Annotated in this window: 27 protein-coding genes and 1 pseudogene; 9 read left to right on the plus strand and 19 right to left on the minus strand. The window is 73.2% G+C overall.

Going from position 1 to position 22,784, the window contains the following annotated elements:
• Positions 1–18 precede the first annotated feature (18 nt).
• Positions 19–765, plus strand: a complete 747-nt coding sequence (locus ACFVYA_RS43135; protein WP_387053562.1) for a GAF and ANTAR domain-containing protein — start codon at positions 19–21, stop codon at positions 763–765.
• Between the two features lie 132 nt (positions 766–897).
• Positions 898–1,554, plus strand: a complete 657-nt coding sequence (locus ACFVYA_RS43140; protein ID WP_387053517.1) for a phosphoribosyltransferase — start codon at positions 898–900, stop codon at positions 1,552–1,554.
• 21 nt (positions 1,555–1,575) lie between these two features.
• On the opposite strand, the gene ACFVYA_RS43145 is transcribed toward ACFVYA_RS43140, so the two are convergent.
• The gene (locus tag ACFVYA_RS43145) at positions 1,576–2,211 is read right to left on the minus strand and encodes a hypothetical protein (RefSeq protein WP_387053519.1); all 636 of its coding nucleotides are present in this window, start codon (positions 2,209–2,211) and stop codon (positions 1,576–1,578) included.
• A gap of 17 nt (positions 2,212–2,228) precedes the next feature.
• Here ACFVYA_RS43145 and ACFVYA_RS43150 point away from each other — a divergent pair, with 17 nt between their 5' ends.
• Positions 2,229–2,405 (plus strand): hypothetical protein, encoded by a 177-nt coding sequence (locus ACFVYA_RS43150; protein WP_285992522.1) that lies wholly within the window; start codon positions 2,229–2,231, stop codon positions 2,403–2,405.
• Between the two features lie 25 nt (positions 2,406–2,430).
• Here ACFVYA_RS43150 and ACFVYA_RS43155 read toward each other — a convergent pair whose 3' ends face one another.
• The 3 genes from ACFVYA_RS43155 to ACFVYA_RS43165 all read right to left on the minus strand — a co-directional run bounded on the left by ACFVYA_RS43155 (position 2,431) and on the right by ACFVYA_RS43165 (position 4,609).
• A complete protein-coding gene (locus ACFVYA_RS43155) occupies positions 2,431–2,964 on the minus strand; it encodes a GNAT family N-acetyltransferase (RefSeq protein WP_387053521.1) in 534 nt (177 codons plus the stop codon).
• Between the two features lie 82 nt (positions 2,965–3,046).
• Positions 3,047–3,895 carry a slipin family protein gene (locus tag ACFVYA_RS43160; protein ID WP_387053523.1) on the minus strand — a complete coding sequence of 283 codons (849 nt, stop codon included), beginning with the start codon at positions 3,893–3,895 and terminating at the stop codon, positions 3,047–3,049.
• 39 nt (positions 3,896–3,934) lie between these two features.
• Positions 3,935–4,609, minus strand: a complete 675-nt coding sequence (locus tag ACFVYA_RS43165; protein ID WP_387053525.1) for a BON domain-containing protein — start codon at positions 4,607–4,609, stop codon at positions 3,935–3,937.
• A 92-nt stretch (positions 4,610–4,701) separates the two neighbouring features.
• On the opposite strand from ACFVYA_RS43165, the gene ACFVYA_RS43170 reads away from it, so the two are divergent.
• Positions 4,702–5,370 (plus strand): response regulator, encoded by a 669-nt coding sequence (locus tag ACFVYA_RS43170; RefSeq protein ID WP_387053527.1) that lies wholly within the window; start codon positions 4,702–4,704, stop codon positions 5,368–5,370.
• On the opposite strand, the gene ACFVYA_RS43175 is transcribed toward ACFVYA_RS43170, so the two are convergent.
• A complete protein-coding gene (locus tag ACFVYA_RS43175; RefSeq protein ID WP_387053528.1) occupies positions 5,330–6,232 on the minus strand; it encodes a hypothetical protein in 903 nt (300 codons plus the stop codon). The two genes, ACFVYA_RS43170 and ACFVYA_RS43175, sit on opposite strands and share 41 nt — an antisense overlap.
• 166 nt (positions 6,233–6,398) lie before the next feature.
• Between ACFVYA_RS43175 and ACFVYA_RS43180 the strand changes: the two genes are divergently transcribed.
• The gene (locus ACFVYA_RS43180; protein ID WP_387053530.1) at positions 6,399–7,991 is read left to right on the plus strand and encodes a GAF domain-containing sensor histidine kinase; all 1,593 of its coding nucleotides are present in this window, start codon (positions 6,399–6,401) and stop codon (positions 7,989–7,991) included.
• Positions 7,992–8,162: 171 nt separating this feature from the next.
• Here ACFVYA_RS43180 and ACFVYA_RS43185 read toward each other — a convergent pair whose 3' ends face one another.
• The 3 genes from ACFVYA_RS43185 to ACFVYA_RS43195 form a co-directional block, all read right to left on the minus strand.
• Positions 8,163–8,420: a hypothetical protein gene (locus tag ACFVYA_RS43185; protein WP_387053532.1), complete on the minus strand. Its 258-nt coding sequence runs from the start codon at positions 8,418–8,420 to the stop codon at positions 8,163–8,165.
• A complete protein-coding gene (locus tag ACFVYA_RS43190; protein ID WP_387053534.1) occupies positions 8,417–8,863 on the minus strand; it encodes a hypothetical protein in 447 nt (148 codons plus the stop codon). The genes ACFVYA_RS43185 and ACFVYA_RS43190 overlap by 4 nt, the downstream gene beginning before the upstream one ends.
• A 213-nt stretch (positions 8,864–9,076) precedes the next feature.
• The gene (locus tag ACFVYA_RS43195) at positions 9,077–9,655 is read right to left on the minus strand and encodes a TetR/AcrR family transcriptional regulator (protein ID WP_387053535.1); all 579 of its coding nucleotides are present in this window, start codon (positions 9,653–9,655) and stop codon (positions 9,077–9,079) included.
• A gap of 81 nt (positions 9,656–9,736) precedes the next feature.
• Between ACFVYA_RS43195 and ACFVYA_RS43200 the strand changes: the two genes are divergently transcribed.
• Positions 9,737–10,693: an NADP-dependent oxidoreductase gene (locus ACFVYA_RS43200; RefSeq protein ID WP_387053537.1), complete on the plus strand. Its 957-nt coding sequence runs from the start codon at positions 9,737–9,739 to the stop codon at positions 10,691–10,693.
• Between the two features lie 24 nt (positions 10,694–10,717).
• Here the strand turns inward: ACFVYA_RS43200 and ACFVYA_RS43205 are convergent, their stop codons facing one another.
• The 9 genes and pseudogenes from ACFVYA_RS43205 to ACFVYA_RS43245 all read right to left on the minus strand — a co-directional run bounded on the left by ACFVYA_RS43205 (position 10,718) and on the right by ACFVYA_RS43245 (position 16,927).
• Complete coding sequence (locus ACFVYA_RS43205) at positions 10,718–11,593, minus strand: fumarylacetoacetate hydrolase family protein (protein ID WP_387053539.1); 876 nt, start codon at positions 11,591–11,593, stop codon at positions 10,718–10,720.
• A 57-nt stretch (positions 11,594–11,650) separates the two neighbouring features.
• Entirely contained in the window at positions 11,651–12,235 is a 585-nt protein-coding gene (locus ACFVYA_RS43210; protein ID WP_387053541.1) for a hypothetical protein, read from the minus strand.
• A 167-nt stretch (positions 12,236–12,402) separates the two neighbouring features.
• Positions 12,403–12,819 carry a hypothetical protein gene (locus tag ACFVYA_RS43215; protein WP_285992502.1) on the minus strand — a complete coding sequence of 139 codons (417 nt, stop codon included), beginning with the start codon at positions 12,817–12,819 and terminating at the stop codon, positions 12,403–12,405.
• A 115-nt stretch (positions 12,820–12,934) separates the two neighbouring features.
• Entirely contained in the window at positions 12,935–14,611 is a 1,677-nt protein-coding gene (locus ACFVYA_RS43220) for an MOSC domain-containing protein (protein WP_387053543.1), read from the minus strand.
• A gap of 14 nt (positions 14,612–14,625) precedes the next feature.
• Positions 14,626–14,748, minus strand: a pseudogene (locus ACFVYA_RS43225) (CGNR zinc finger domain-containing protein); the annotation flags it as partial.
• Between the two features lie 12 nt (positions 14,749–14,760).
• Complete coding sequence (locus ACFVYA_RS43230; protein ID WP_387053545.1) at positions 14,761–15,039, minus strand: ABATE domain-containing protein; 279 nt, start codon at positions 15,037–15,039, stop codon at positions 14,761–14,763.
• 339 nt (positions 15,040–15,378) lie between these two features.
• Positions 15,379–16,167 (minus strand): maleylpyruvate isomerase family mycothiol-dependent enzyme, encoded by a 789-nt coding sequence (locus tag ACFVYA_RS43235; protein WP_387053547.1) that lies wholly within the window; start codon positions 16,165–16,167, stop codon positions 15,379–15,381.
• A gap of 86 nt (positions 16,168–16,253) precedes the next feature.
• Entirely contained in the window at positions 16,254–16,556 is a 303-nt protein-coding gene (locus ACFVYA_RS43240; RefSeq protein ID WP_387053549.1) for a hypothetical protein, read from the minus strand.
• Between the two features lie 83 nt (positions 16,557–16,639).
• Positions 16,640–16,927, minus strand: coding sequence for a hypothetical protein (locus ACFVYA_RS43245; protein WP_387053551.1), 288 nt, complete (start codon positions 16,925–16,927; stop codon positions 16,640–16,642).
• A gap of 194 nt (positions 16,928–17,121) precedes the next feature.
• Between ACFVYA_RS43245 and ACFVYA_RS43250 the strand changes: the two genes are divergently transcribed.
• From ACFVYA_RS43250 to ACFVYA_RS43260, 3 genes are read left to right on the plus strand one after another with little or no spacing between them, the layout of a single operon-like run.
• Positions 17,122–17,646 carry a (2Fe-2S)-binding protein gene (locus ACFVYA_RS43250; protein ID WP_387053552.1) on the plus strand — a complete coding sequence of 175 codons (525 nt, stop codon included), beginning with the start codon at positions 17,122–17,124 and terminating at the stop codon, positions 17,644–17,646.
• Positions 17,643–18,650: an FAD binding domain-containing protein gene (locus ACFVYA_RS43255; RefSeq protein ID WP_387053554.1), complete on the plus strand. Its 1,008-nt coding sequence runs from the start codon at positions 17,643–17,645 to the stop codon at positions 18,648–18,650. The genes ACFVYA_RS43250 and ACFVYA_RS43255 overlap by 4 nt, the downstream gene beginning before the upstream one ends.
• Positions 18,647–20,737 carry a xanthine dehydrogenase family protein molybdopterin-binding subunit gene (locus tag ACFVYA_RS43260; RefSeq protein WP_387053556.1) on the plus strand — a complete coding sequence of 697 codons (2,091 nt, stop codon included), beginning with the start codon at positions 18,647–18,649 and terminating at the stop codon, positions 20,735–20,737. The genes ACFVYA_RS43255 and ACFVYA_RS43260 overlap by 4 nt, the downstream gene beginning before the upstream one ends.
• A gap of 10 nt (positions 20,738–20,747) precedes the next feature.
• On the opposite strand, the gene ACFVYA_RS43265 is transcribed toward ACFVYA_RS43260, so the two are convergent.
• Complete coding sequence (locus ACFVYA_RS43265; protein WP_387053558.1) at positions 20,748–21,635, minus strand: hypothetical protein; 888 nt, start codon at positions 21,633–21,635, stop codon at positions 20,748–20,750.
• Between the two features lie 101 nt (positions 21,636–21,736).
• On the minus strand, positions 21,737–22,753 hold the full coding sequence (locus ACFVYA_RS43270) for an SMP-30/gluconolactonase/LRE family protein (RefSeq protein WP_387053560.1): 1,017 nt from the start codon (positions 22,751–22,753) through the stop codon (positions 21,737–21,739).
• Positions 22,754–22,784 lie beyond the last annotated feature (31 nt).

The raw sequence follows: 22,784 nt of genomic DNA on the forward strand, positions 1-22,784 counted from the left end.
AACCAGGAGATGGTGGGCATGGCCGACCGTGAACGACAGGTGACCCGGGCGTTCGTCGCGCTGGCGGACACGCTGGTCGACGACTACGACGTCGCTGACCTGCTGCACACGCTGGTGCAGCAGTGCGTGGAGCTGCTCGACGTCGCCGCGGCGGGGTTGACGCTGGTCGACGAGCGGGGTGGCCTGCAGGTGCTGGCCTCCTCGACCGAGCAGGCGCGGCTGCTGGAGCTGTTCCAGCTCGACATCGACGAAGGCCCGTGCATCGAGTGTTTCACCACCAGCACGCCGGTGCTGGTGGCCGACATCGCGGCGGCGGCGACCCGCTGGCCGCGGTTCGCGGCCGAGGCGGCCAAGGACGGGTTCGCGTCGGTGCACGCGCTGCCGTTGCGTCTGCGCAAGCAGACGATCGGGGCGTTGAACCTGTTCGGGCTGAACTCGGGTGAGCTGTCGGCGGACGACGTGGCGCTGGCGCAGGGGCTGGCCGACACCGCGACGATCGGCATCCTCCACGAGCGGGCTTTCCGGCAGGGGGAGATCCTGTCGGAGCAGCTGCAGACGGCGTTGAACAGCCGGGTGATCATCGAGCAGGCCAAGGGCGTGCTCGCCGTCAGCGGACGGCTGAGCATGGACGCGGCCTTCCGGGCCCTGCGCGGCTACGCCCGGCGCAACAACCTCCGGCTCAGCGACGTCGCCCGCGCGCTGGCCGACCGCGAGCTCGCGCCGGCGGTCGTGCTGGCCCCCTCGGAGCCGACCCACGCTCACTGACCGGGGTCCGGTGCGGGCGCCGGTGAAAGGTGCCGAACGGTCCACCCCGCGGTGACCAACGGCCCTCGTGGCCCGGACGCGGTGGCGTGATGCTGGAGGCGGCCGACCGGCCCGCGACTTCCAGGAGTGCCCATGCGGTTTCGTGATCGCCGGGAAGCCGGCGAGCGTCTCGCCCTGCGGTTGCGTCCGCTGCGCGGCGACCGGGCCGTGGTCCTCGGCCTGTCCGAGGGCGGGCTGGTGGTGGCCGGCGAGATCGCCGACGTCCTCGGCGCGCCACTGGACATCCTGCTTACCGGCCGGATCGAGGCCGCGGGGCCGCCGCCGACGACGCTCGGCGCCGTCGGCGAGGGCGGCCTGGTCGTCTGGGACCACGACGCCATCCGCCGGTTCGACATCGACCCGGCGGAGCTTGCCCAGCTCCTCGCCGAGGCGCGGGCCGGACTGGCCCGGCAGGTCGCCGTCTACCGGCACACCGTGGCGCCGGCGGCGATCGCCGGCCGCACGGTCGTCCTCGCCGACGACGGCGCCGCCACCGGCACGACCGCGCACACGGCGATCCGCGTCCTGCGGGCCCGTCAGGTCCGCCGGATCGTGCTGGCGGTCCCGGTCGCGCAGACCGACGTCGCCGACCGGCTCGGCCGCGAGGTGGACCAGTTCGTCTGCCTGCGCCCGGTGGCCTGGCTGCACGCCGTCGGCAACAGCTACCGGAAGTTCTCCGCGGTGGCCGACACCGAGGCGCTCGAACTGCTGCACCGCGAACCCCGCCTGCCGACCGAAGCTCACCGATGACGTCCACAGTGGACTGACGAGTCAGCTCGGGAGGCGCACGGCGATTTCGTCGCCCAGCGCCGCGCCGCCCGCCAGCTCGAGGTCGTCGCCGCTCCAGAACCGGCCGGGGTCGTACCAGTTCGGCCGGCGGCCCCGGGGCAGCAGGCCCATGGCTTCGTAGGTCAAGGCGACGATCTCGGCGCAGTACCCGCTCTCGAGGCCGGCTTCCCCGGCCTCCCGCTTGCGGCGGGGCAGCCGGCCGCCGAGCCAGCGCGACGCGAGGCGCGCGGTCGACGGGAACGGCGTGCCGTCCAGCCGCGCGATCGTCCGCAGGACGGCGTCCTCCGCCTCCCCGGTGACCGGGTGGTCGAGCTGGCGCAGCCAAACCTGCTGGTGGTACTTCTCGGCCCACACGAGCACCGCCCGGCGCAGGTCGTGCAGCTGGGCGCCCCGCTGGTGGGTCCCGGACCAGACGTCCGGCAGGGCCCGCCCCAGCTCCGCGTGCCACATCAGCGGCGGCAGGTCCTCGATCACCACGGCCATGCCGACGTGGTTGACCGGGCTGTTCGTCACGACGCGGATCGTGCGGTCGGCCGCGGACCGGCCCCGGAACAACCACAGGTCACCCGTGCGCGTCACGGACACGGCTTCGTCGAGATCCAGCTGGTTCCCCGGCACGGCAGTAGCCTAGGCCGATGCGCTGGTGGAAGACAGTGGGACTGGCCGGGCTCGTCGGGGTCGCCGCGACCGGGGTGGTGATCGCGCGCGAGGAGCGCCGGCGCCGGGCCTACACCCCGGACGAGATCCGCGAACGGCTGCACGCGCGCCTGGATGCCTCGGCACCGGCGGCCGGCGACCGGACCGGCGGCTGACCGGCTTCCCGGTGCCGCGCGGACGTCACTCCGGGGAGCGGGCTTCCGCTTCCGCGCCGGCGGACCGGTTCGGGGCGTTCGGGCCCGGCAGGCCGGGGCGGAACGGGATGCCCAGGGCCGCGAAAACGCCGAGCATCTTCGCGTTCCCCGCGTCCACGTCGGCGACGAACATCCGCACCCCTTCGTGTTCCGCCGAGACGACGAGCTGTTCGAGCAGCAGGGCCGCCACGCCGAGCGTCGGGCCGTGGCCGTCGACCACCAGGGCGATCGCCGCTTCGGCCGGGTCGGCGAGGATGTCGTAGCGGGCGACGCCGACCAGCCGGGAGTGCAGGAAGCACCCCACCGCGGTGTGCCCGACGCCGGTGCTGCGGGACAGCTGCGTCGCGAGCTCGGCCAGCCCGGCCACGCCGAGACCGAAGAACCGCAGGTGACGATCCCGCCCGGAGACGCGAGCCCGCAGCGCGAGGACCGCGGCGGCGTCGCGAGCTTCCAGCCTGCGCACCCAGGCGACTTCGCCGTCCGGGAGCAGGGCTCGTACCGGTGGGGTGGCGGTGGCCATGGAGTCTCCTCACGGGGCCGCTGACCAGGCCCGGGTCCGCGATGTTCTGTCCTTTCGGACAGAGCACCGCGGAGTCCGCAGGTCAGTGCTCTTCGGCCCGGGTTCCGTTCACGGCCGCCTTCGGCGGCACGATCGGGGCCGTGGCGGCCGGTTCCGGCCGGGTCGCGGCGGCGCTCTCGCGGGCCAGGAACGAGCCCAGCTCGCCGATGGTGCTCATCAGCGGGGCGGGGAACACAACGGTGGTGTTCTTGTCCACGCCGATCTCCACCAGGCTCTGCAGGTTGCGCAGCTGCAGCGCGAGCGGGTGCGCCATCATCGTGTCCGACGCGTCGCCCAGTGCGGCGGCGGCGAGGGATTCGCCTTCGGCGCTGATGATCTTGGCGCGCTTCTCGCGTTCCGCTTCGGCCTGCCGGGCCATCGCCCGTTTCATCGTGTCGGGCAGCTGGATGTCCTTCAGTTCCACCAAAGTCACTTCCACGCCCCAGTCGAGCGTGGTGACGTCCAGGATCCGGCGGATGTCGACGTTGATGCTGTCGGTCTCCGACAGCGTCTCGTCCAGCGTGTGCTGCCCGACGACCTTCCGCAGCGTCGTCTGGGCGATCTGGTCGATCGCGGCGTAGACGTTCTCGATCGCGACGACCGACTTCACCGCGTCCCGCACCCGGAAGTACGCCACCGCGGACACGTCGACGCTCACGTTGTCGCGGGTGATGATGCCCTGGGACTGGATCGGCATCGTGATGATCCGCAACGGCACCCGGCGCAGGACGTCTACGACCGGGATGATCAGCCGCAACCCCGGCTCGCGCACGCCGATCACCCGGCCGAGCCGGAACAGGACACCTTGTTCGTACTGCTTGACGATCCGCACCGCGGAGGCCAGCAGGATCAGCAGCGCGGCGGCGATGACGACGATCACGAGAACGTTCATGGTGCTCCAGACTTCGCGACTTGCGCCGGGGGAGGAGGCTCAGCCCGAGAGCTTCACCTGGTTGTCGACCGCGGTCACGCCGGGGGCGCACCACGCGGTCTGCTCGGCCGAACGGCGTTCGGCCGGGGTGAGGACCTGGCCGGTCAGGGTGACCTGGCCGTCGTCGATGCCGACCTCGACGTGCTGCGCGAACCCCGGCGCGTGCCGGGCGAGCGCCGCGATGATCCGCGCCTTGGTCTCGGCCGGGGTGACTCCCGGCGAAGGCCGCAGCGTGATCAGGTTCCGCACCCCGCTGACGCCGGGGAGCACGGCCACCGCCCGGCGGGCGGCTTCGCGCTGGTGGTGCCAGTCCACCGAGCCGCGCAGGGTGACCACCCGGTCGCGCACGTCGACCTGCACCGCGTCCTTCGGCACGAGGACCGTGTGGCGGTCGAACACGATCATGGCTTCCCGGGCGAGATCGGCGTCTGCCGGAACGTCGTCGCCGTGCCGGACGATGATCTTGTCCGCGGTCGTGGTCACGCCCTGGACCCGGGTCGCGGCGCGCAGCGCCTCTTCCTTCTCGGGGTAGGTGCCCACGTGTCCGGACAGCGTCGCGACCCCGCTTGAGACGGTCACGCCGATCCCTTCGGCGTTGACGCTGGGGGTCCAGGCGAGTTCATCGGTGACAGCGGTCTTGAGGTGATGATCGGGCCTGTGCTGGATCTCTGTCATCCCTCCACCGTGGTCCGCTCGCCCCGCGCGGCCTAGTGCCGCCGGACCTTTCTTCCGGGGTCGTTCGGCGCGGGCGGGCGTAGCCTGAGGCCGTGGACGAAAACACGCCCGGCATCACGGTCTTCCTGGTCGACGACCACGAACTCGTGCGGCGCGGGGTCGCCGAACTCGTCGACGACGAACCCGATCTGACCGTCGTCGGGCAGGCTTCCTCGGTCGCGGAGGCCATGGCCAGGGTCCCCGCGCTGCGCCCGGACGTGGCGGTGCTCGACGTGCGGCTGCCCGACGGGAACGGTGTGGAGCTGTGCCGCGATCTCCGCGGGGCGCTGCCCGGCCTGCGGTGCCTGATGCTGACCTCCTTCACCGACGAGGATTCGATGGTCGAAGCGGTCCTGGCCGGCGCCGAGGGGTACGTCATCAAGGACGTGAAGGGGTTGCAGCTGGTCGACGCCATCCGCCGGGTGGGGTCCGGCGAGACCCTGCTGGACGCCCGCGCGGTCGCCGCGCTCGTGGCCGAGCTGCGGGCGAAGACCGGGAAACCGGGCCCGCTGGCGGGGCTGAGCGAGCAGGAGCTCGTCCTGCTCGACCTGCTCGGGGAAAGCCTGACCAACCGGCAGATCGCCGAGCGGATGTTCCTCGCGGAGAAGACGGTCAAGAACTACGTGTCCCGCCTGCTGGCGAAGCTCGGCCTGGAACGGCGGTCCCAGGCGGCGGTGCTGGTCACCGGGATCCATGACGCCGAGCGCCGTCCGGGCGGCTAGCGGCGAATGGGTGCTCGTCGCTGATCACGACGTCCTCGAGCGGTGTCCGCGCCGACGACGGCACCGCGGTGCCGTGGCCGAGGCGCAGCATGATCTGGGGCCACAGCCCGCCGCCGAGCAGCTGCCGCAGTTCACGCCGGGTCGCCGGCAGCGCCATCGCCTGCGGGGAGAGTGCCGCCGAGACCCCGGCGGCGGCGGCCGTCAGCAGCACCCGCTGCATGGCCTGGCCGGCCTGGAGCCGGCCGAGGGCGGTGTCGTGCAGCGAGCCGATGACCACGACCAGCCGGTCGGGGTCGACGTCGAGGTCATTGCCCCCGCCGGGTCCCGGTGCCGCCGGCGGGACTTCCGTGCGGCGCATGATCTCCCGCAGCTGCGGCACCTGGTCGGCGGTGATGGTGGCCAGCCAGGCGCGTTCCACTTCGGCCGCCCGCCGGAGCTGCCGCTGCACCGCGTCGGGGACGACGGCGGCGGTGAACGGGCGCCGGTTGCTCTGCCGGCCGGCGATGGCCGCCACGAGTTCCCCGTCGTGCGGCGCGATCGTCTCGTAGCCGTGCGGCTGCACGACGGCGAGCAGCTCGGGCCGTCCCGCCGTGGGGAACAGCCGGACGTCGGCGTGGCTGCCCTGGGCCTTGATCGCCAGCCGGAGGTTCAGCAGGGCGGCGCCGCAGTCCAGCATCCGTTCCCGCTGCTCGCTGTCGGTGCCGGTGGTGAGCGGATCCGCGTACAGCTCGACGGAATCCGGGGTGCACTGGAACCGCCACGGCCGGGCGGACCGCAGCGGCGGGGGAGCCGTGGCCGCGAGGAGGACGGCGTGCACCTGGCTTGCGCTGAGGTGGCCGACGGGCATGACACCGGTCTTCATGGACGGCTCCGAACTCCTGGATTACTGGATGCGCTTTCACCGTCCGCCCGGGCCGCGGGCTCCGCCCAGTGCCGAACGGCCTCCGCCTCCGGGCGAAGGTCGTCGGTTGCGAACCCGGTCCGGCCGGATCCCGCCCGGCGCCGGACCGGTGTGTCACAGTGGTGACATGCCCGAGGAAACGACGTCGGGCCGGGACCGGATGGACGCGCTGCCCGCGGCCGTCCTCGCCTTTTCCGCCGGTCTGGAGCTCGAGACGACGCTGCACCGGATCGTCACCGCCGCGGCCGGCCTGGTCGGCGCCCGGTACGGCGCGCTGGCCCTGCTCGACGAGGACGGCCGGACGACCGCGTTCGCCGTGACCGGCGTCGACGACACCACCCGGGAGCGGATCGGCCCGCCGCCGGACGGCCACGGGCTGCTCGGCACGCTGGTGACCGGCCGGGGTCCGGTGCGCCTGGCCGGCCTGGAGACCGGTGAGTTCCCGCCGGAGCACCCGCCGATGCGGGCGTTCCTCGGCGTCCCGCTGCTGGTGCGGGGCGAGGTCCTCGGACGGCTGTACCTCAGTGGCGATCGGCCGTTCACCGCCGACGACGAACGGGCGATCGTGGCCCTGGCGGCGGCGGCCGGGATCGCGGTCGACAACGCGCGGCTCTACGAGGAGAGCCGGAGCAGGCAACGGTGGCTGGAAGCCACCGGGGAGATCTCCGCCGAGCTCTTGGGCGGCACGGACGTCCACGAGGTGCTGCACCTGATCGCGACCCGGGCCGCCGAGCTCACCGGCGCCGACGACGCGCTCATCGCGTTGCCGGAGTCGCCCGGTGGGGCACTGGTCGTCACGGTGTGTGCCGGCCCCGACGCCCAGGTGCTGGCCGGCCGCCGGATCCCGCTCGCCGGGTCGACCTCGGGCGCGGTCCTGCGGGACCACGTGCCGCGCAACGTGCCGAAGCTGGCATACGACCTGGCCCACGGCCTCGGTGTGGACCTCGGACCGGCGCTGGTGGTGCGGCTGCGGTCCGGCTCGCGCTCGGGCGCGGCGGTGCTCCTGGCGATCCGCGGCCGCGGGGCGGCGCGGTTCGGCGAGCACGAGCTGCAGCTCGTGTCCGCCTTCGCCGACCAGGCCGCGCTGGCGCTGCGGGACGCCGAAAGCCAGGCCGCCCGCCGGGAGCTGGACGTCGTGGTGGACCGCGACCGGATCGCCCGCGACCTGCACGACCACGTCATCCAGCGGCTGTTCGCGGTGGGCCTGGGGATCGCGGGCACCCGCCGCCGGTCCGATTCGCCCGCGGTCACCGGCCGGCTCACCCAGCACATCGACCAGCTCCAGGACGTCATCGAGGAGATCCGCAGCGCGATCTTCGCCCTGCACGCGCAGCCGGGAGCCGGGCGGAGCCTGCGGGTGCGCCTGCAGAACGCGATCACCGACGCGTGCGCCGACTCCGCGATCCGCACGACGGTGCGGCTGTCGGGAGCGTTCGACCGGGTGCCCGCCGAACTGGCCGAGCACGCCGAGGCCGTGGTCCGCGAAGCGGTCAGCAACGTCCTGCGGCACGCGAGGGCGGCCGAGCTGACGGTCACCGTGTCCCTGGACGGCGACCTGGTGATCGAGGTCTCGGACACGGGGATCGGGATGCCGCAAGCCGTGGCGCGCAGCGGGCTTCGCAACCTCGAGCAGCGAGCCGCGGAGACGGGCGGATCGCTGCGGCTCGAACGCCCGGACGACGGTGGTACCCGTCTGGTGTGGACGGTCCCGGTGCCCTGACACCGGCCCCCGGTACTCAACCGCTGTGCGAGACGGGGATCCGGGTGATGCCGTTCACCGGGGCCGACCTCACGGGCGCGGACCTCGGCCGGCGCCACCCCGCCCGAGCCACCGGTCGGCGACGAGCGCGGCGTGGGCGCCGCGCGTCGCATCCGACGACTCGGCTCCCGTCTAATGGTGGGCGAGATCGACCGTTCGAGCGGCCAGCAGGCCGCCGAACCCCGGGACGAGCGCGGACAGCCAGACCCGCTTCCGGCCGTCGGCCAGGAGTACCGCCGCGATGATCGTGGCGGTGTAGGCCAAGCCGTGCACCGGGCCGAGGATGGCGGAGATCGTGCGGTGGTGGACGGTGACCAGGTTGAGCAGCAGGCACGCCAGAGTGGTGAGTTCGACGGCGCCGAGGATGTGCAGGGCGCGTCGCGGGGTCATCGCCCGGCTCCGGTCGTCGAGCCGGGGCGGACGATCATCAGGACGACCACCACCGCCCACAGCAGGTTGAAGAGTCCGGTGGACATCGCCAGGCGGCGATCCGGGGTGCCGGTGCCGAGAACTCGTTGCTGCGCCGGCAGAATCACCCCGACCAGCAGGACGGCGGCGACCGCGGTCAGCACCATCGAGATGATCAGCCAGGCGTCGCCGAGCACGCCGAGGGCGGCGGCGGTGGCGATGCCGAAGACCGGGACGAAAATGCCGATGACCGCGTAGACGCGGGTGATCCGGTTCAGCACGCCGGGAACGGCGTTCTTGCGGGGGTCGTCCGGCACCAGGTGGGCGGCGCGAGCCGCGGCCGGGAACATGCTCGCGGCGACCGCGACCGGCCCGATGGCGAGGATCGCCGCGAGAACGTGAACGGACAGCAGGAACGCCTTCACGCGTCCGTCCGTTCGCCTGGGCCGGAGCCGTCGAAGAGCGCGAACCGGGCTCGCGGGTGGGGCATCGGTGATCCTTTCGCCGGTGGTGATCACCCGCCATGCTCTTCACCTCCGCCGTCGGCCACCACTGGCCATCCGGTCAAGGAACTCCTGGATTTCGCCACCGGCGCCGTGCGGTGCGATCGCGGCCGAGCGGGCCACGGTCGAGGTGGCTCAGCCGGGCGGCGCGGGCCGGAGGCCGTCCATCAGGAGGTTCAGCAAGCGGCCGGCCTTGGCTTCGTGCCCGGGCCGGGGGGCGACCGTGAAGATGCCGATGAGGGCGGCGGCGACGTCTTCGGCGGTGACGTCGGCGCGGAGGTCGCCCGCCGCCCGTCCGGCGTCCAGGATCGTGGTGATGGCCGCCAGCAGTTCGGTCCGGGTCTGCGCGTGGGCGATCTCGCCCGACTCGATCATCGCGAGCAGTGTGTCGAGCATGCCGTTCTTGGTCGCGATCCAGTCGCCGAACAAGTCCATCCAGCGCCGCATCGCCGCGGCGGGGGCCAGCCGGCCGAGCAGCTCGCGGGCTCCGGTCGTCAGCCGCTCGACCTGGTCCCGGTAGACCGCGTCGACCAGCGACTCGCGGGTCGGGAAGTGCCGGTAGAGCGTGGCGATGCCGACCCCGGCCTCACGGGCGATCGCCCGCATCGACGGCTCGCCGTCGGCCGAGACGAACACGCGGGTCGCCACCGCGAGCAGCTGGTCGCGGTTGCGGGCCGCGTCCGCCCGTGGGGCGCGCCTCTCTGGCTCGATCAAAACGGAACACGCTCCGGTTGTGTTAGGGTCAGCGAGTAAGCGGAGCATAGTCCGTTTCGATGCGCCAAGGAGCCGAGCGTCATGCCGGAACAGCACACCCCACCGTCGAACGGCCGGAGCAGGGCGGTCCGGCTCGAGTCGTTCGGCGGCCCGGAAGTCTTGGAAGTCCGGGAGATTCCCGTTCCCCAGGCCGGTCCGGGCCAGGTCCGGGTGCGGGTCACCGCGGCCGGCCTGAACCCGATGGACTGGATCATGACCGCCGACGCGGACACCGCCGCCCGGTTCGGCTTGAGCCTCCCGGCCGGGTTCGGGACCGACTACGCGGGAGTGGTCGACCAGGCCGGTGCCGGGGTGACCGGCTTCGCGCCCGGCGACCGGGTGTTCGGCGGTGCGCTGTCCCGCGCGGTCGCCGGCTTCGTGGTGGTCGACGCGACCGGGGAGACCGCGGCGAACGAGGTCCACCACACGCCCGGCGGCGTCGACGACCGCACGGCCGCCACTCTCACGATCGCGGGCCGCACGGCGTCCGCCGCCCTCGCCGCGGTCGGCCCGGGCCCGGACGACACGGTGCTGATCGGCGGGGCGGCGGGCGGGGTCGGGGTGTTCGCCGTCCAGCTGGCCCGGATCGCCGGAGCGCGCGTGATCGGGACCGGGTCGGCGACCTCGGCCGGCTACCTGGGCGAGCTGGGAGCCGAGCCGGTCGTCTACGGCGAGGGCCTGGCCGAGCGGGTCCGGGCCCTCGCTCCTGGCGGCGTCACCGCCGCCATCGACCTCCACGGGGTGGAGACGGTGCGCGTCGCGCGGGAACTCGGCGTCCCGGACGGCCGCATCCGCACCATCGCCGCGCAGGTCGACGGCGTGGCGGGGGCCAACGGGGCGAACGCCGCTCCCGGTGCCCTGGAGGAGATCGCCCGCCTGGTCGCGGCGGGCCGGCTGCGGGTGCCGATCGCGGTGAGCTTCCCGATCGAGCAGATCCGCCGCGCGGCCGAGCTGCAGGCCGGGAGGCACGTGCAGGGCAAGGTCGTCATCGACCTGTAGCCCGGGTGCGCCCCCGCCGGACCTTCAGCGGGCCGCGAGCACCCGGCGCACCTCGTCCGCGCCCCGCACCACGGGGGAGTGCAGCGAACCGACCTCGCTGATCTCGATCTCGACCACGTCTCCCGGCCGCAGCCCCTGATCGAGCCCGGGCACGACGGACGTGCCCGTGGAGAGCACGGCGCCGTCGGGGAAGTCGTTGTCCCGCCACAGGTACTCGACGAGTCCGGCCGGTTCGCGGTTCAGCTGGGCGGTACTGGCTTCGCCCGCGAATACCTCCTGACCGTCGCGCAGGATGCGCATGCGGAGGTCGAGTGACCGCGGGTCCGGCACCTCCCACGCCGGCCGCACCCGTGCCGACACCGCGCACGAACCGGTGTAGATCTTGGCCTGCGGGAGGTACAGCGGGTTCTCGCCTTCGATGCTGCGGGAGCTGACGTCGTCGACCACCACGTACCCGGCGATCTCGCCGCCATTCGTCAGCAGGAGGCCGAGTTCCGGCTCTGGCACGTCGTTGGCGGAATCGGCGCGGACGGCGATCGGCTCGCCGTCGGTGACCACCCGCCACGCGGCCGACTTGAAGAACAACTCCGGCCGCTCCGCGCGGTACACCCGCGCGTAGACGTCCTCATCGGCGCTCTCCTCGCGGCGGGCCTCCTCGGAGCGCAGGTAGGTCACCCCGGCGGCCCACACCTCCATCCGCCCGTCCAGCGGCGGCAGCAGGCGCGCCCCGCCCGCGGACACCGGCTCCCCGGCGGTGCCGGCCAGCTCGCGGATCTCGGCCACGGGGCGGCGCAGCAGGTCGCTCATCGATTCCACGGCGAGCGGCCGCAGCTCTTCATCGGTGAGCACGCCGACCCGGATGACGCCGGTTCCGTCGGCGAATCGCACCAGGTGACTCATCCCGGACCCCCACTCCGTAGGTTCGGTACCGAACCTACGGAGTGCGGAGCGAGGCGGTCAACGAGTGCCGGACAGCCGGGATCCGCCGAAGACGACCAGGGCGAGCAGGAGGGCGGCGGCGCCCACGACGAGCAGGCCGGGGAGAGGCCGGTGGTGGCGCCGTCCCAGTGCCCGGGTGAGCAGGGCGGGCAGCAGCAGCCCGTTGCCGAGGCCGGTCACGACCGCGCCGAGCACCACGACCGGTACCGAGGAGGCCGGCGCGAGGACGAGGATGCCGAGTCCGCAAAGGACGAACGTCGCGGGGATGGTGGCGGCGGGACCCGGCTTGGCGAGCCGGGGGAACAGGTACGCCGCGATGGCGGTGGCCAGCGAGCCGGCCGCGCTGAGCAGGCCGACGGTCGCGGTGGCGGTGGCGCCGATGCCGTCGAGCACGTAGGACAGTTCGACGACGAGGACGTAGAAGACGAGGCCGCCGGCCAGGGTGACGGCGGCCGGTGTCCGGAAGGTGCGCCACGGCAGCGGGGGGAGCTTCTCGCGGGTCCGGGCCGGCGACGGCTGCCGGATGACCCGCGCGGCGGCGAACGCGAGCGGCAGGCTGACCGCGTAGAGCCAGAACGGCGGGCGCCGGCCCCAGGAACCCAACAGCCCGAACCGCCACCTACGGCTGTTCACCGCTCAGGAGGGCGCGACCGAGCACATCGGCCTCGACCACCTGCCCCACACCAGCACGTACATCGCCGACTGGGTCGCCGACACCCTGGCGACCTAGCGGCGCGCCCGCTCCGAGGAACACGGCGCGTCGCTCGGCCTCAAGCTCCGAAGATCGGGACCGACGTGCAGGCGTTGCCGTTCACGCCCTTGAACTTGGTGAAGGAGCCGTTGCTGTTCTTCTTCCAGAAGGACACGCAGATCAGCGAGCCGTTCGGGAAGGATCGATTCACGGTGAAGGTGCGGTCGACCTCCTGATCGGTGGGGCCGGTTTGCTTGTACCCGTTGGGGCCGAAGACCTCGAAGAATCCCGTTGCGCCGGTCTCGCTGCGGTCTCGCCACGCGTAGACCTTCGAAACGGTGGTACCACCGCCCGTACTGCTGTTGCACAACGCGTTCGCGTAGCAGATGACCTCGGTGTCGGTGGTGCCGGCAACAGCCGGGCCGACGAGTGCGGAGGTGGCTGCGACGATGATCCCGGCGAGCGTCAGGCTGCGCTTGGCAGGCCGTGTGGTCACGGTTTCTCCTCTTCGGCAGTGGTCGGATCCGCAGCCGACACGGCCGACGGCGATCGCGGGTTGAGGGGGTGCGCGGGCCATCACCCGATCGGCGCAACGGGGGCGGCGGCAGCCGTCAGAGGTCCAGGACGACGTCCTCCCGCGGCCGGGAGCAGCAGACGAGGGCTTCGTCCGGCGCCGGCGGCTCGAGCGGGTCGGGGTCGTACCGCACGTGGCCGGACAGCAGCGGGGTCACGCACGTGTGGCAGACGCCGGTGCGGCACGACCACCGCGTCGGCACGTCGCACGCCTCGGCGAACTCGAGCAGGCTCGGGTAGGCGTCGCTCCAAGGCACCGTGAGCCCGCTGCGCGCGAACGTGACCGCCGGCCCCGTGCCCGCGGGAGCGGCCGGGGGATGCGGGGTCCTGCGGACGACGCCGGTGAGGCCCGGGTTGATCGCGGACACGCCGCCGAACAGTTCACTGTGGACACGGGCGGGATCGAAACCGAGGGACACCAGGGAGTCCCGCATCGCCGTCATGAAGGCGTCCGGCCCGCACAGGTAGGCCGTGCCGTCGGCGGGAAGACGCAAAGCAGACAGTGTTTCGCGTGTCAGGCGGCCGTTTTCCGCTGTGAGGTGGATGTACTCGTGGCCGTGCGGAAGGCTCGCCAGCAGCCGGTGGGCTTCGCCGGCGAACGCGTGTCCGGCCGCGGTGCGGGTGGTGTGCAGCCACCAGACCTCCCGGGAAGTCCGGCTCGCGGCGAGCGCGTGCAGCATGGCCAGGACCGGGGTCACGCCGATGCCCGCGGACACCAGGACCACGGGCCGGTCGTCTTCGGTCAGGACGAACTCGCCCCGGGGCGCCGCGACGTCCACGACCGCGCCGGCCGCCAGCTGCGTGTGGAGGTAGCTGCTGACCACTCCGTCCCGCTTGACACTGATCCGGTACTCGCGGTCCGACGGCGCCGCCGACAGCGAATAGCTGCGGACCGGCGCCGGGTCGCCGGCCCCGGGGACCCGCAGGGTGAGGTACTGGCCCGGTTCCGGCCGGGGGAGCGGCGCGCCGTCGTCGGCGGTCAGGTGGAGCGAGGCCACCGTCGTGCTCTCGGGCACCACCCGGGCGACGCGCAGCGGCCGGAATCCACTCCACCCGCGGGGTGCCGGTGGTGCCTCCGCGGCCAGCAGGTCCCGGAACGATCCCTGCCAGCCGGGACTGAGGGCGGGGATGTCGAGGGCCTTGCGCAGGGTGTCCCGGTCGCGGTCCGGCAGGTAGAGGAGCGCGTCGATGTCCGCGACGCTCAGCTCGTGCCGGCCGGTCCGGGTGCGGACGATCTCGTCGCCGGCCCGGACGTGGCCTTCGGTGACGACCCGCAGGTAGAAGCCGGGCCGGTGGTGCGCCACCAGCAGGGAGGGCATCCGCGGCTCGCCGAGGCGCATCCCGACGCGGAAGCACGTGACGCGCGGCTGGGTGACCTCGAACTCGGCCTCGCCGATGCGGTACCGGTCGCCGATGTGCACCTCGTCGTCGGGCAGGCCGTCGACGGTGAAGTTCTCGCCGAACTGGCCGTCTTCGAGATCGTCGCGGCCGAGGAACCGCCGCCAGTGCTCGTAGGACTGCCGCTGGTATACGAGCACCGCGCGGTTCTCGCCGCCGTGGCCGCCCAGGTCGCCCTGGCCGTCGCCGTCGATGTTGAGCCGGCGGACCAGGCGGCGTCCTTCGACCGGGTACTTGAAGATTCCCGTGTGGACGGTCCGGCCCTGCCAGGGCACGTCCTGGGGCAGTCCGACGTTCAGTGACACCAAGCGGGCCATGGTGGTCGTCTCCTTCAGTCCGCGGCGGTCCGGGTGCGCTGGTAGTGCCGGCGGCCCTTCATGCGGTTGCCGCACACGGCCATCGAACACCAGCGGGCGCTGTTGGGTTTGCTGTGGTCGACCAGGAACAGCCGGCACTCGGGGTTGGCTCACGGGCGCAGCCGACCGGGGCTCGATTCGGCGAGCGCGTCCCAAGCCGGCACGGCCCGCGCGGCGGCGGACCGGCCGGGCGAGTGCTCGCCGCGCACGACGCCCTGCAGCACGGAACGCGCTTCGAGCAGGGCGCGGTGCTCGTCGTCGGTGGCCGGCTGCCCGTGGGTGGCGAGCCATTCCCGGGCCGCCCGCGGGGCGGCGAGGTCGTCCTCGGGCCGGCCGTCACGGACCGGGGTGGTGTGGAGCAGGTCGAGCAGCAGCGTCTCGTGGGTCACCGCCAACCTCTGTCTAACTGTCAAACAGAGTTTAACGGTTAGGAGGACGTGATGGGGCTGGCCTGGCAGCAAGGACGACTGGCGGTGGGGCACTTCCTGGTCGAGCAGCCGCTGCGGATGCGCGTGCGGTTCGGCGGCGAGTGGGTGGCCGCGTCGTCTGCCCTTGCCAGGGGCTGGCCGGCTTGCACGAAGGGTTCCGGGTAGTCCAGCTGACCCCGCCGGGATCGGCCCGCTCCGGCCTAAGCAAGTCCGAAGACTGGCAGGGGGATTTCGCCTCGGGCGTGGACCCGGGTCGTCCAGGAGTGCCACCACCCCGCTGGGTGACGGCGGCTGTGCGGGTCAGCCGCTGACGTGCGCGGTGTTGGCGAGCCAATCCCGGACGAGGTCGAGGTTGCCGTCGACGCTGATGCCGGTGGCTTCGGTGAGCGGGCGTCGGCGGGTCAAGACCATCAGCAGCGCTCGTGCCGGGCCGGTCACCGTCACGTCGGCCTGCCGCGTGGCCGGCTGCCACGCCGCCCCGTCCGGCCGCCGTTCGACGAACCAGGCGTCCGCGGTGTCGGTGGCCCGCCACTGCAGGGTCTGGCCGGTGCCCCGGAGGGCCTGGGCGGACTCGGGCCGCTGCGCCTTCCACGTGGGTGAGGTGAGCATCGTGAGGTGGTTGCCGATGAGGGCGGTGGCGGTGCCGGCGTCGACGTCGGCCGGTCGATCCGCTGCGCCGGCCGCGTCGAAGCCGTGGACGACCGCCTCGTTGAGCATGCTGGTCATCCAGAACCGCGTCCCGGAGCGCTCGTCGCCCGCGGCGTTGAACACCGGCGCGTCGAGCGCGTCATCGGAGCACGCGCTCGCGACGCGCTGCGCGGACCGCGACAGCCACGCCTGCCACTCGCGGGGGTCCGCGGGGAGCACGGCCAGCTCCGTGGGCAGCTGCGCGGGGTCGGTGACGCGCCGCTCGATGATCTCCGCGACCCAGTGCTGGGTTTGGCCCACGTGCTCGACCAGGTCGGCGACGGTCCATCCCGGGGCTGTCGGCACGGTGGCGCCGGGGCCGGCCTCGGCGGCCGATTCCGCCAGGCGCCGGGTGTGTTCGACGATCGCTCGGCGGGCGTGCTCGGCGGTCAATCCGGTCATGAAGTGTCCTCTGCTCGATGGGCCGGTGGTCGGCCCTTCGGCTACGCGTCGAACGACGCCGGCCGGGATCGACAACCTTCCGGCCATCAGTGTCCACGGAGGAAGAGCGCTTCGGTCAGCGCCATGGCCGCGATCTCCTCCGGGGCGACGCTCTCGTTGGGCGCGTGGATGCGCGCCTGGGGTTCTTCGACGCCGATCAGCAGGATCTCGGCCTCGGGGTACGTCTCGGCCAGGACCGTGCACAGCGGGATCGACCCGCCCTGGCCGAGCTGCGCCATCGGGCGGCCGTACGCGCTCTGCATGGCGGCGGCCATTCGCCGGTAGGCCGGGCCGTCGGTGGCCATCCGGAACGGGTGACCGGTCGCCTCGACTTCGACCGACAGGCGCACGCCCCACGGTGCCGCCGCGAGCAGGTGCCCGGTCAGCGCGCGGGCCGCGTCGGGTGGCTCGACGCCGGGCGGGATCCGGAGGTTCAGCCGGCCCGGGCGCGCGGGGTGACGGCCGCCGCGGACCCGAGGACCGGTGGGCAGTCGATGCCGAGCACCGTCAGCGCCGAGCGTGCCCACAGCGTGTCCGCCACTTCGCCGCTGCCGAGCAGGACGGCGCCGGGGGACAGGCCCGCGTCCGCGCGGAACTGCTCCGCCGGGTACGGGGCCCCGGCCCAGCGGCCGTCGTCGGGCAGGCCGTGCCGCCCGGGCCGGTGGCGCGTGCGGGCGGCGGCCGTCCCTGCCGGCCGCTGCTTGACCGGCAGGGACGCCACCTCCCCGGAACTGCCCCAGGAGAGGCATACGCCGGATAGCCGGTTCGGGGGTCCGCCAAACGGCGGATGACGAGATCGCCGGCCACCGGCATCGGCACCGGGGCCGCCGGTCGCCGGCGAGGACTGCTCGCCGCCGGTTTCGGGGCCGCCCGAGCGGGTACGCCAAAACGATCACCCGGAGAGGGGGCGCCCCCATGGCGACGACCGAAGACGCTGGCACGGACCACACGATCGGGGTACGGATCGACGGCACTGAGCACCGGCCGGCGGTGGACCCGCGGCGCACCCTGCTCGACCTGCTCCGCGACCAGCTGGGCGTGACGAGCCCGAAGAAGGGCTGTGACCACGGCCAGTGCGGGGCCTGCACGGTGCTGCTCGGCGGCCGCCGCGTGCTGGCCTGCCTGACCCTGGCGGTGACCTGCGACGGCGCGGACGTCACCACCGCCGCCGGGCTGGCCGACGGCGGTGGGCTGCACCCGATCCAGCAGGCCTTCCTCGACAACGACGCCTTCCAGTGCGGGTACTGCACGCCGGGGCAGATCTGCTCGGCGGCCGGGCTGCTGGCCGAGTTCGCCGACGGCGCCCCGAGCCACGTCACCTCGCCGGTCAGTGACGCCCCGCGGTGGTCCGACGAGGAGATCGCCGAACGGATGAGCGGCAACCTCTGCCGCTGCGGGGCCTACGCCGGGATCGTCGCCGCCGTCCGGGAGTCGCGATGAAGACCTTCGCCTTCGCCAAGCCCGCCACCGTGGCCGAGGCGGTGCGGGCCGTGGCCGGGGAGCCGGACGCGGTGTTCCTGGGCGGGGGCACGAACCTCGTCGACCACCTCAAGCTGGGGGTGGCCCGGCCGGACCGGGTCGTCGACGTCACCGCCGTCACTCCGGCGGAGATCCGCGAGGACGCCGACGGCGGCCTGTTCTTCGGGGCCGGTGTCCGCAACAGCGACCTGGCGGCGCACGCCGTGGTCCGCGAACGCTACCCGGTACTGGCCGAAGCGCTGCTGTCCGGTGCGTCGGCTCAGCTGCGCAACATGGCCACCGCGGGCGGGAACCCGTTGCAGCGCACCCGGTGCCTGTACTTCCAGGACGTGACGACGCCGTGCAACAAGCGGGCTCCCGGTTCGGGGTGCTCGGCCATCGGCGGGGCCACGCGCCAGCACGCGATCCTCGGCGCGTCCGGAGCGTGCGTGGCCACCCACCCGTCGGACATGGCGGTCGCGCTGGCGGTCCTGGACGCCCGGGTGCACGTCACCGGTCCCGAAGGTGAGCGTGAAATCGGCTTCGGAGACCTGCACCGGCTGCCCGGCGACACCCCCGAACGCGACACCGTGCTCGCGCACGGCGAGCTGATCACCGGCTTCACGCTGCCCGCCGTGCCGTGGTCGTCGCGGTCGGCCTACCGCAAGGTCCGGGACCGGGCGTCGTTCGCGTTCGCGCTCGTCTCGGTCGCCGCCGCGGTGTCCACAGTGGATGGCCGGATCGACGACGTCCGCGTCGCGTTCGGCGGGGTGGCCCACAAACCGTGGCGGGCCACCGAAGCCGAAGCCGTGCTGCGTGGCGCCCGGCCGGGCGAAGACGTGTTCCGGGCCGCCGCGGACGCCGAGCTGGCCGGCGCCCGCGCGCTCGAGGGCGTCGACGGCGGGAACGCCTTCAAAATCCCGCTCGCCCGCCGCACCCTGGTCGCGGTCTTGCGCGACCTGACGACCGAGGAGCCGAACCGATGACCGAGCTGCTCGAACCCCACGCCATCGGGACCGCGGCCACCCGCCGTGACGGCCCGGCCAAGGTCACCGGGACCGCGCCGTACGCCTTCGAGGCCCCGGCGGACCGCCCGCTGTACTGCCACCCGGTGCAGGCCACGATCGGCCGCGGTCGCTGCCGCCGGATCGCCACCGTGCCGGCCGAAACGGTCGAGGGTGTCGTGAAGGTGATCACGCCGTTCACCGCCGAGCGGCTGGCCGGCACCGACGACGCCGAGCTCGCTGTGCTGCAGGACCGCGGCGTGCCGTTCCGCGGCCACGTGGTCGCGCTGGTGCTGGCCGAGACCCCGGAGATCGCGCGCCACGCCGCGGAGCTGGTGACGGTCGAGTACGACGCCGAGCCGCACGACGTCGAGCTCCGCGCCGATCGCGACGACCTGTACGCGCCTGACTCGGTCAACCCGGACTTCCCGACCGACACCGCCCAAGGCGACGCCGACGCCGAACTCGCCCGCGCGGAGGTGACCGTCGAGGAGACGTACACGACGGCGATGCAGCACAACAACCCGCTGGAGCCGCACGCGACGACCGCGTTGTGGGACGACGGGGTGCTCACCCTGTGGGACTCCACCCAGGGCGTCCACACCGTCCGGTCCACCCTCGCCGGCGTGTTCGGGCTGCCCGAGGAGAAGGTCCGGGTCCGCTGCCCCTACGTCGGCGGCGGCTTCGGGTCGAAGGGCACGCCGCACGCGAACGTCGTGCTCGCGGCACTGGCCGCCCGCGCGGTGCCGGGCCGCTCGGTCAAGCTCGCGCTGACCCGGCAGCAGATGTTCGCACTGGCCGGCTACCGGACGCCGACGATCCAGCGCGTCCGGCTCGGCGCGGACCGCGACGGGCGCCTGCGCGCGCTGCGGGTCGACGTCGTCGAGCAGACCTCGCGGATCAAGGAGTTCGCCGAGCAGACCGCGGTGCCCGCGCGGATGATGTACGCGGTGCCGAACCGGGCCACCAGCCACCGGCTCGCCGCGCTGGACGTGCCGGTGCCGTCGTGGATGCGGGCGCCGGGGGAGTGCCCCGGGATGTTCGGCCCTGAGGTCGCGATGGACGAGCTCGCCGTGCGGCTCGGCATCGACCCGATCGACCTGCGGGTGCGCAACGAGCCCGAGCGCGACCCGGAGAACGGGCGGCCCTTCTCCAGCCGGAACCTCGTCGCCTGCCTGCGCACCGGGGCCGAGCGCTTCGGCTGGGCGGACCGGGATCCGCGGCCCGGTGCCCGCCGCGACGGCCGGTGGCTGACCGGGACCGGAGTCGCCGCGTCGGTGTACCCGGCGCAGCGGTCGCCCGGGTCCACGGCGCTGATCCGGTTCGAAGCCGGCCGGTACGTCGTGGAGATCGGCGCCGCCGACCTCGGGACGGGGGCTTGGACGATCCTGCCGCAGATCGCGGCCGACGCGCTCGGCGTGCCCGCGGCGGACGTCGAGGCCCGGATCGGCGACACGGGTTACCCGAACGCCACCGTCGCCGGTGGCTCCTCCGGCACCGCTTCGTGGGGAACGGCGGTGGTCGCGGCGGCGCGGGCCTTCCGCGACAAGTTCGGCACCGACCCGGCCGAAGGCGCGGAGGTGACCGCCGACACCCCGGAGAACCCGGCCGAGGAGCAGTACTCGATGTACGCGTTCGGCGCGCAGTTCGCCGAGGTGCGGGTCGACGCCGATACCGGCGAGATCCGCGTCCCGCGGCTGTACGGCACGTTCGCGGCCGGCCGGATCGTCAATCCGGTGACCGCGCGTTCCCAGTTCCTCGGCGGGATGACGATGGGGCTGTCGATGGCGTTGTTCGAGGACAGCGTCATGGATCCCGGCACCGGGCACGTGGTCAACCACGACCTGGCCGAGTACCACATCGCCACCAACGCCGACGTGGGTGACCTGCGCGCGGACTGGCTCGACGAGCACGATCCGCACGTCAACCCCATGGGTACCAAGGGCATCGGCGAGATCGGCATCGTCGGCACCGCCGCGGCGGTCGCGAACGCGGTTCACCACGCGACCGGGGCGCGGGTGCGGAAACTGCCGATCACCCTCGACGCCCTGCTGTCCGCACTGCCCTGACCGGGAGCGCTCACCGGTTCAGCTGCACCGAATTCAGCAGTTCCAGTGCGGCCTGCTCGCCGGCGGGCGAGCTGTCGAGTTCGATGGTGTAGGCCCCGAGCGTCCGGTGCTGGTGCAGGGGGAGCGGGTCCCCGGGAGAAACGCTGTCCGCGGCGCGGCTGCTCGGGGAAACGAACATGGAGAAGCACCGGCTGTCGAGCGGGGCCCTCGCCGCGACGGCGTCCGGGCAGAGGACGAGGGTGTTGGCCTGCGGCTCGCTGGTGAACGTGACGACCTTCAGCCCGTCGGGAACGTGCACCGACTTCAGCGGCGACGCGATCGACGGCGGTGTGGTCCCGATCTTCCCCAGCAGGGCCAGCATTTCCGCGGCCGTCACCGGTTTCGTGGTCCTCGCCCAGATCCATCGGCCCGGTCCGTCCCGCCACATGACCGACTGCGGCTGGGCGATCTGGCCCGCGGCCGAGGGCTTCGCGGCCAGCGCGCTCTTGGGCGCGGCGCTTTCCCGGACTTCGATCTCGAACGCGTACTTGTGGTCCTGGCCGTAGTGCAGGCTGGCGAACTGCGGCTGGACGGCCCACATCGCCAGCTGCCAGGAACTGTCCTGGAGGCTCACCGCCGGCGCGGGCGGGGGCACCTCGGCGCCGGCCGGTGGCCCGGCCGGCCCGGTGGACAAGGAACTCGCGGGCGTGACCGGTGAGCCTTGCTCGACCGGGGTGCCCCGATCGAGCAAGGCGAAGGTGCCCGCACCGAGGGCGGCCACGGTGAGGGTCACCGCGGCGACGCTCACCGTCCGCCGCCGCCGGATCCGGCGGGTCGCGACGGTGAGCACGTCACCGGGATCCGGCGCGAGGGACTCTCGAGCGCGCAGCGCGCGGCGCAACTCCTCGAGATCGGTCATCACACGGTCTCCTCGCCTCGGGTGCACACTCTCAAGATGCCGCCCGGCGCGCGATCTGTTGCAGTTGCGCTCGAGATCGTCCGGAGGTGGTGCCCCCTCGGTCAGTAGGGGTTGCCGGGCACGTTGAGGTGCGTCTGGTACAGGCCGAACCCGCCGGTGACGCCGGACGTGAGGTACAGGGTCCGCCCGTCCGGTCCGCCGAACGCCGCGTTCGTGGTGTTGCGGCCGGCGGAGATGGTGCCGAGCTGGGTGCCCGACGGGGAGAAGACGTGGACGAGCCCTTCGTCGTAGGAGGCCCAGTACAGGTTGCCCGCGCAGTCGATGGTCGCGCCGTCGGGCGTCCGCATGCTCGCGAACGTCGTGCGGTTGCCCGTGGTGCCGTCGGGGAAGACGGTGTACTTCATGATCGCGTTGGCCCCGGTGGCCCCCACGTACAGCGTCTTGCCGTCGGGGGACAGGACGATGCCGTTCGGCTGCGGCAGCGTGTCGTCGACGAGGCCGACCACGCCGTCGCGGACGCGGAAGACGCCGGTCCGGCCGCCTTGCTCGTCGGGGCGGTTGCCGCGCTGGTAGTTCGGGTCGGTGAAGTAGGTGGTGCCGTCCTGGCCGGTGGTCAGGTCGTTCGGCGAGTTGAACGCGCGGCCGAGGTAGCCGGCCGCGACGGTCGTGCGGCTGCGGTCGGCCAGGCTGTAGGCGGAAACGGTGCGGTTGTCGTGGGTGGCGGCGAGCACCCGCGTGCCGTCGGCGGAGATCGCGAGGCCGTTGCTGCCGGAGCCGGCGATGAACGTCTCGAAGGTGGCCGGCGGCGTGTACCGGAGCATCGACGACGGCTGCACGCCCTGGGGGCCGGTGGGGTTCTGCATGTTCGACAGCAGCAGGGTGCCCGTCCGCCGGTCCCAGGTCGGCCCTTCGAGGAAGTTGAACCCGCCCCGGACGAGCTGGGCCGCCACCGCCGGGCCCGGCAACGGCGGACCGTAGGTCGCGCCCGGGGTGCACGGTGCTGCGGTGGTGGCGGTGGTGGTGCCGGACGCCGGGGGCGTCACCACCCCCGCGATGGCGATCGCCGCCGCCGTCACCGTCCACAGGTGACGGTTGCCTGATGTCCTGCGCTGAGCCATGACGGCTCTCCTTCCGTGCGGGGACGGGCGC

The sequence above is a fragment of the Amycolatopsis sp. NPDC058278 genome (assembly GCF_042881395.1).
Taxonomy (GTDB): Bacteria; Actinomycetota; Actinomycetes; order Mycobacteriales; family Pseudonocardiaceae; genus Amycolatopsis.

What these genes read in the sequence shown, in the direction of transcription:
- ACFVYA_RS43260 (WP_387053556.1), top strand. Translation starts at nt 18,647, where the DNA reads ATGACCGAGCTGCTCGAACCCCACGCCATCGGGACCGCGGCCACCCGC.
- ACFVYA_RS43175 (WP_387053528.1), bottom strand. Translation starts at nt 6,232, where the DNA reads ATGAAGACCGGTGTCATGCCCGTCGGCCACCTCAGCGCAAGCCAGGTG.
- ACFVYA_RS43235 (WP_387053547.1), bottom strand. Translation starts at nt 16,167, where the DNA reads ATGACCGGATTGACCGCCGAGCACGCCCGCCGAGCGATCGTCGAACAC.
- ACFVYA_RS43150 (WP_285992522.1), top strand. Translation starts at nt 2,229, where the DNA reads ATGCGCTGGTGGAAGACAGTGGGACTGGCCGGGCTCGTCGGGGTCGCC.
- ACFVYA_RS43220 (WP_387053543.1), bottom strand. Translation starts at nt 14,611, where the DNA reads ATGGCCCGCTTGGTGTCACTGAACGTCGGACTGCCCCAGGACGTGCCC.
- ACFVYA_RS43255 (WP_387053554.1), top strand. Translation starts at nt 17,643, where the DNA reads ATGAAGACCTTCGCCTTCGCCAAGCCCGCCACCGTGGCCGAGGCGGTG.
- ACFVYA_RS43200 (WP_387053537.1), top strand. Translation starts at nt 9,737, where the DNA reads ATGCCGGAACAGCACACCCCACCGTCGAACGGCCGGAGCAGGGCGGTC.
- ACFVYA_RS43185 (WP_387053532.1), bottom strand. Translation starts at nt 8,420, where the DNA reads ATGACCCCGCGACGCGCCCTGCACATCCTCGGCGCCGTCGAACTCACC.
- ACFVYA_RS43155 (WP_387053521.1), bottom strand. Translation starts at nt 2,964, where the DNA reads ATGGCCACCGCCACCCCACCGGTACGAGCCCTGCTCCCGGACGGCGAA.
- ACFVYA_RS43140 (WP_387053517.1), top strand. Translation starts at nt 898, where the DNA reads ATGCGGTTTCGTGATCGCCGGGAAGCCGGCGAGCGTCTCGCCCTGCGG.
- ACFVYA_RS43165 (WP_387053525.1), bottom strand. Translation starts at nt 4,609, where the DNA reads ATGACAGAGATCCAGCACAGGCCCGATCATCACCTCAAGACCGCTGTC.
- ACFVYA_RS43205 (WP_387053539.1), bottom strand. Translation starts at nt 11,593, where the DNA reads ATGAGTCACCTGGTGCGATTCGCCGACGGAACCGGCGTCATCCGGGTC.
- ACFVYA_RS43160 (WP_387053523.1), bottom strand. Translation starts at nt 3,895, where the DNA reads ATGAACGTTCTCGTGATCGTCGTCATCGCCGCCGCGCTGCTGATCCTG.
- ACFVYA_RS43265 (WP_387053558.1), bottom strand. Translation starts at nt 21,635, where the DNA reads ATGACCGATCTCGAGGAGTTGCGCCGCGCGCTGCGCGCTCGAGAGTCC.
- ACFVYA_RS43270 (WP_387053560.1), bottom strand. Translation starts at nt 22,753, where the DNA reads ATGGCTCAGCGCAGGACATCAGGCAACCGTCACCTGTGGACGGTGACG.
- ACFVYA_RS43180 (WP_387053530.1), top strand. Translation starts at nt 6,399, where the DNA reads ATGCCCGAGGAAACGACGTCGGGCCGGGACCGGATGGACGCGCTGCCC.
- ACFVYA_RS43250 (WP_387053552.1), top strand. Translation starts at nt 17,122, where the DNA reads ATGGCGACGACCGAAGACGCTGGCACGGACCACACGATCGGGGTACGG.
- ACFVYA_RS43135 (WP_387053562.1), top strand. Translation starts at nt 19, where the DNA reads ATGGCCGACCGTGAACGACAGGTGACCCGGGCGTTCGTCGCGCTGGCG.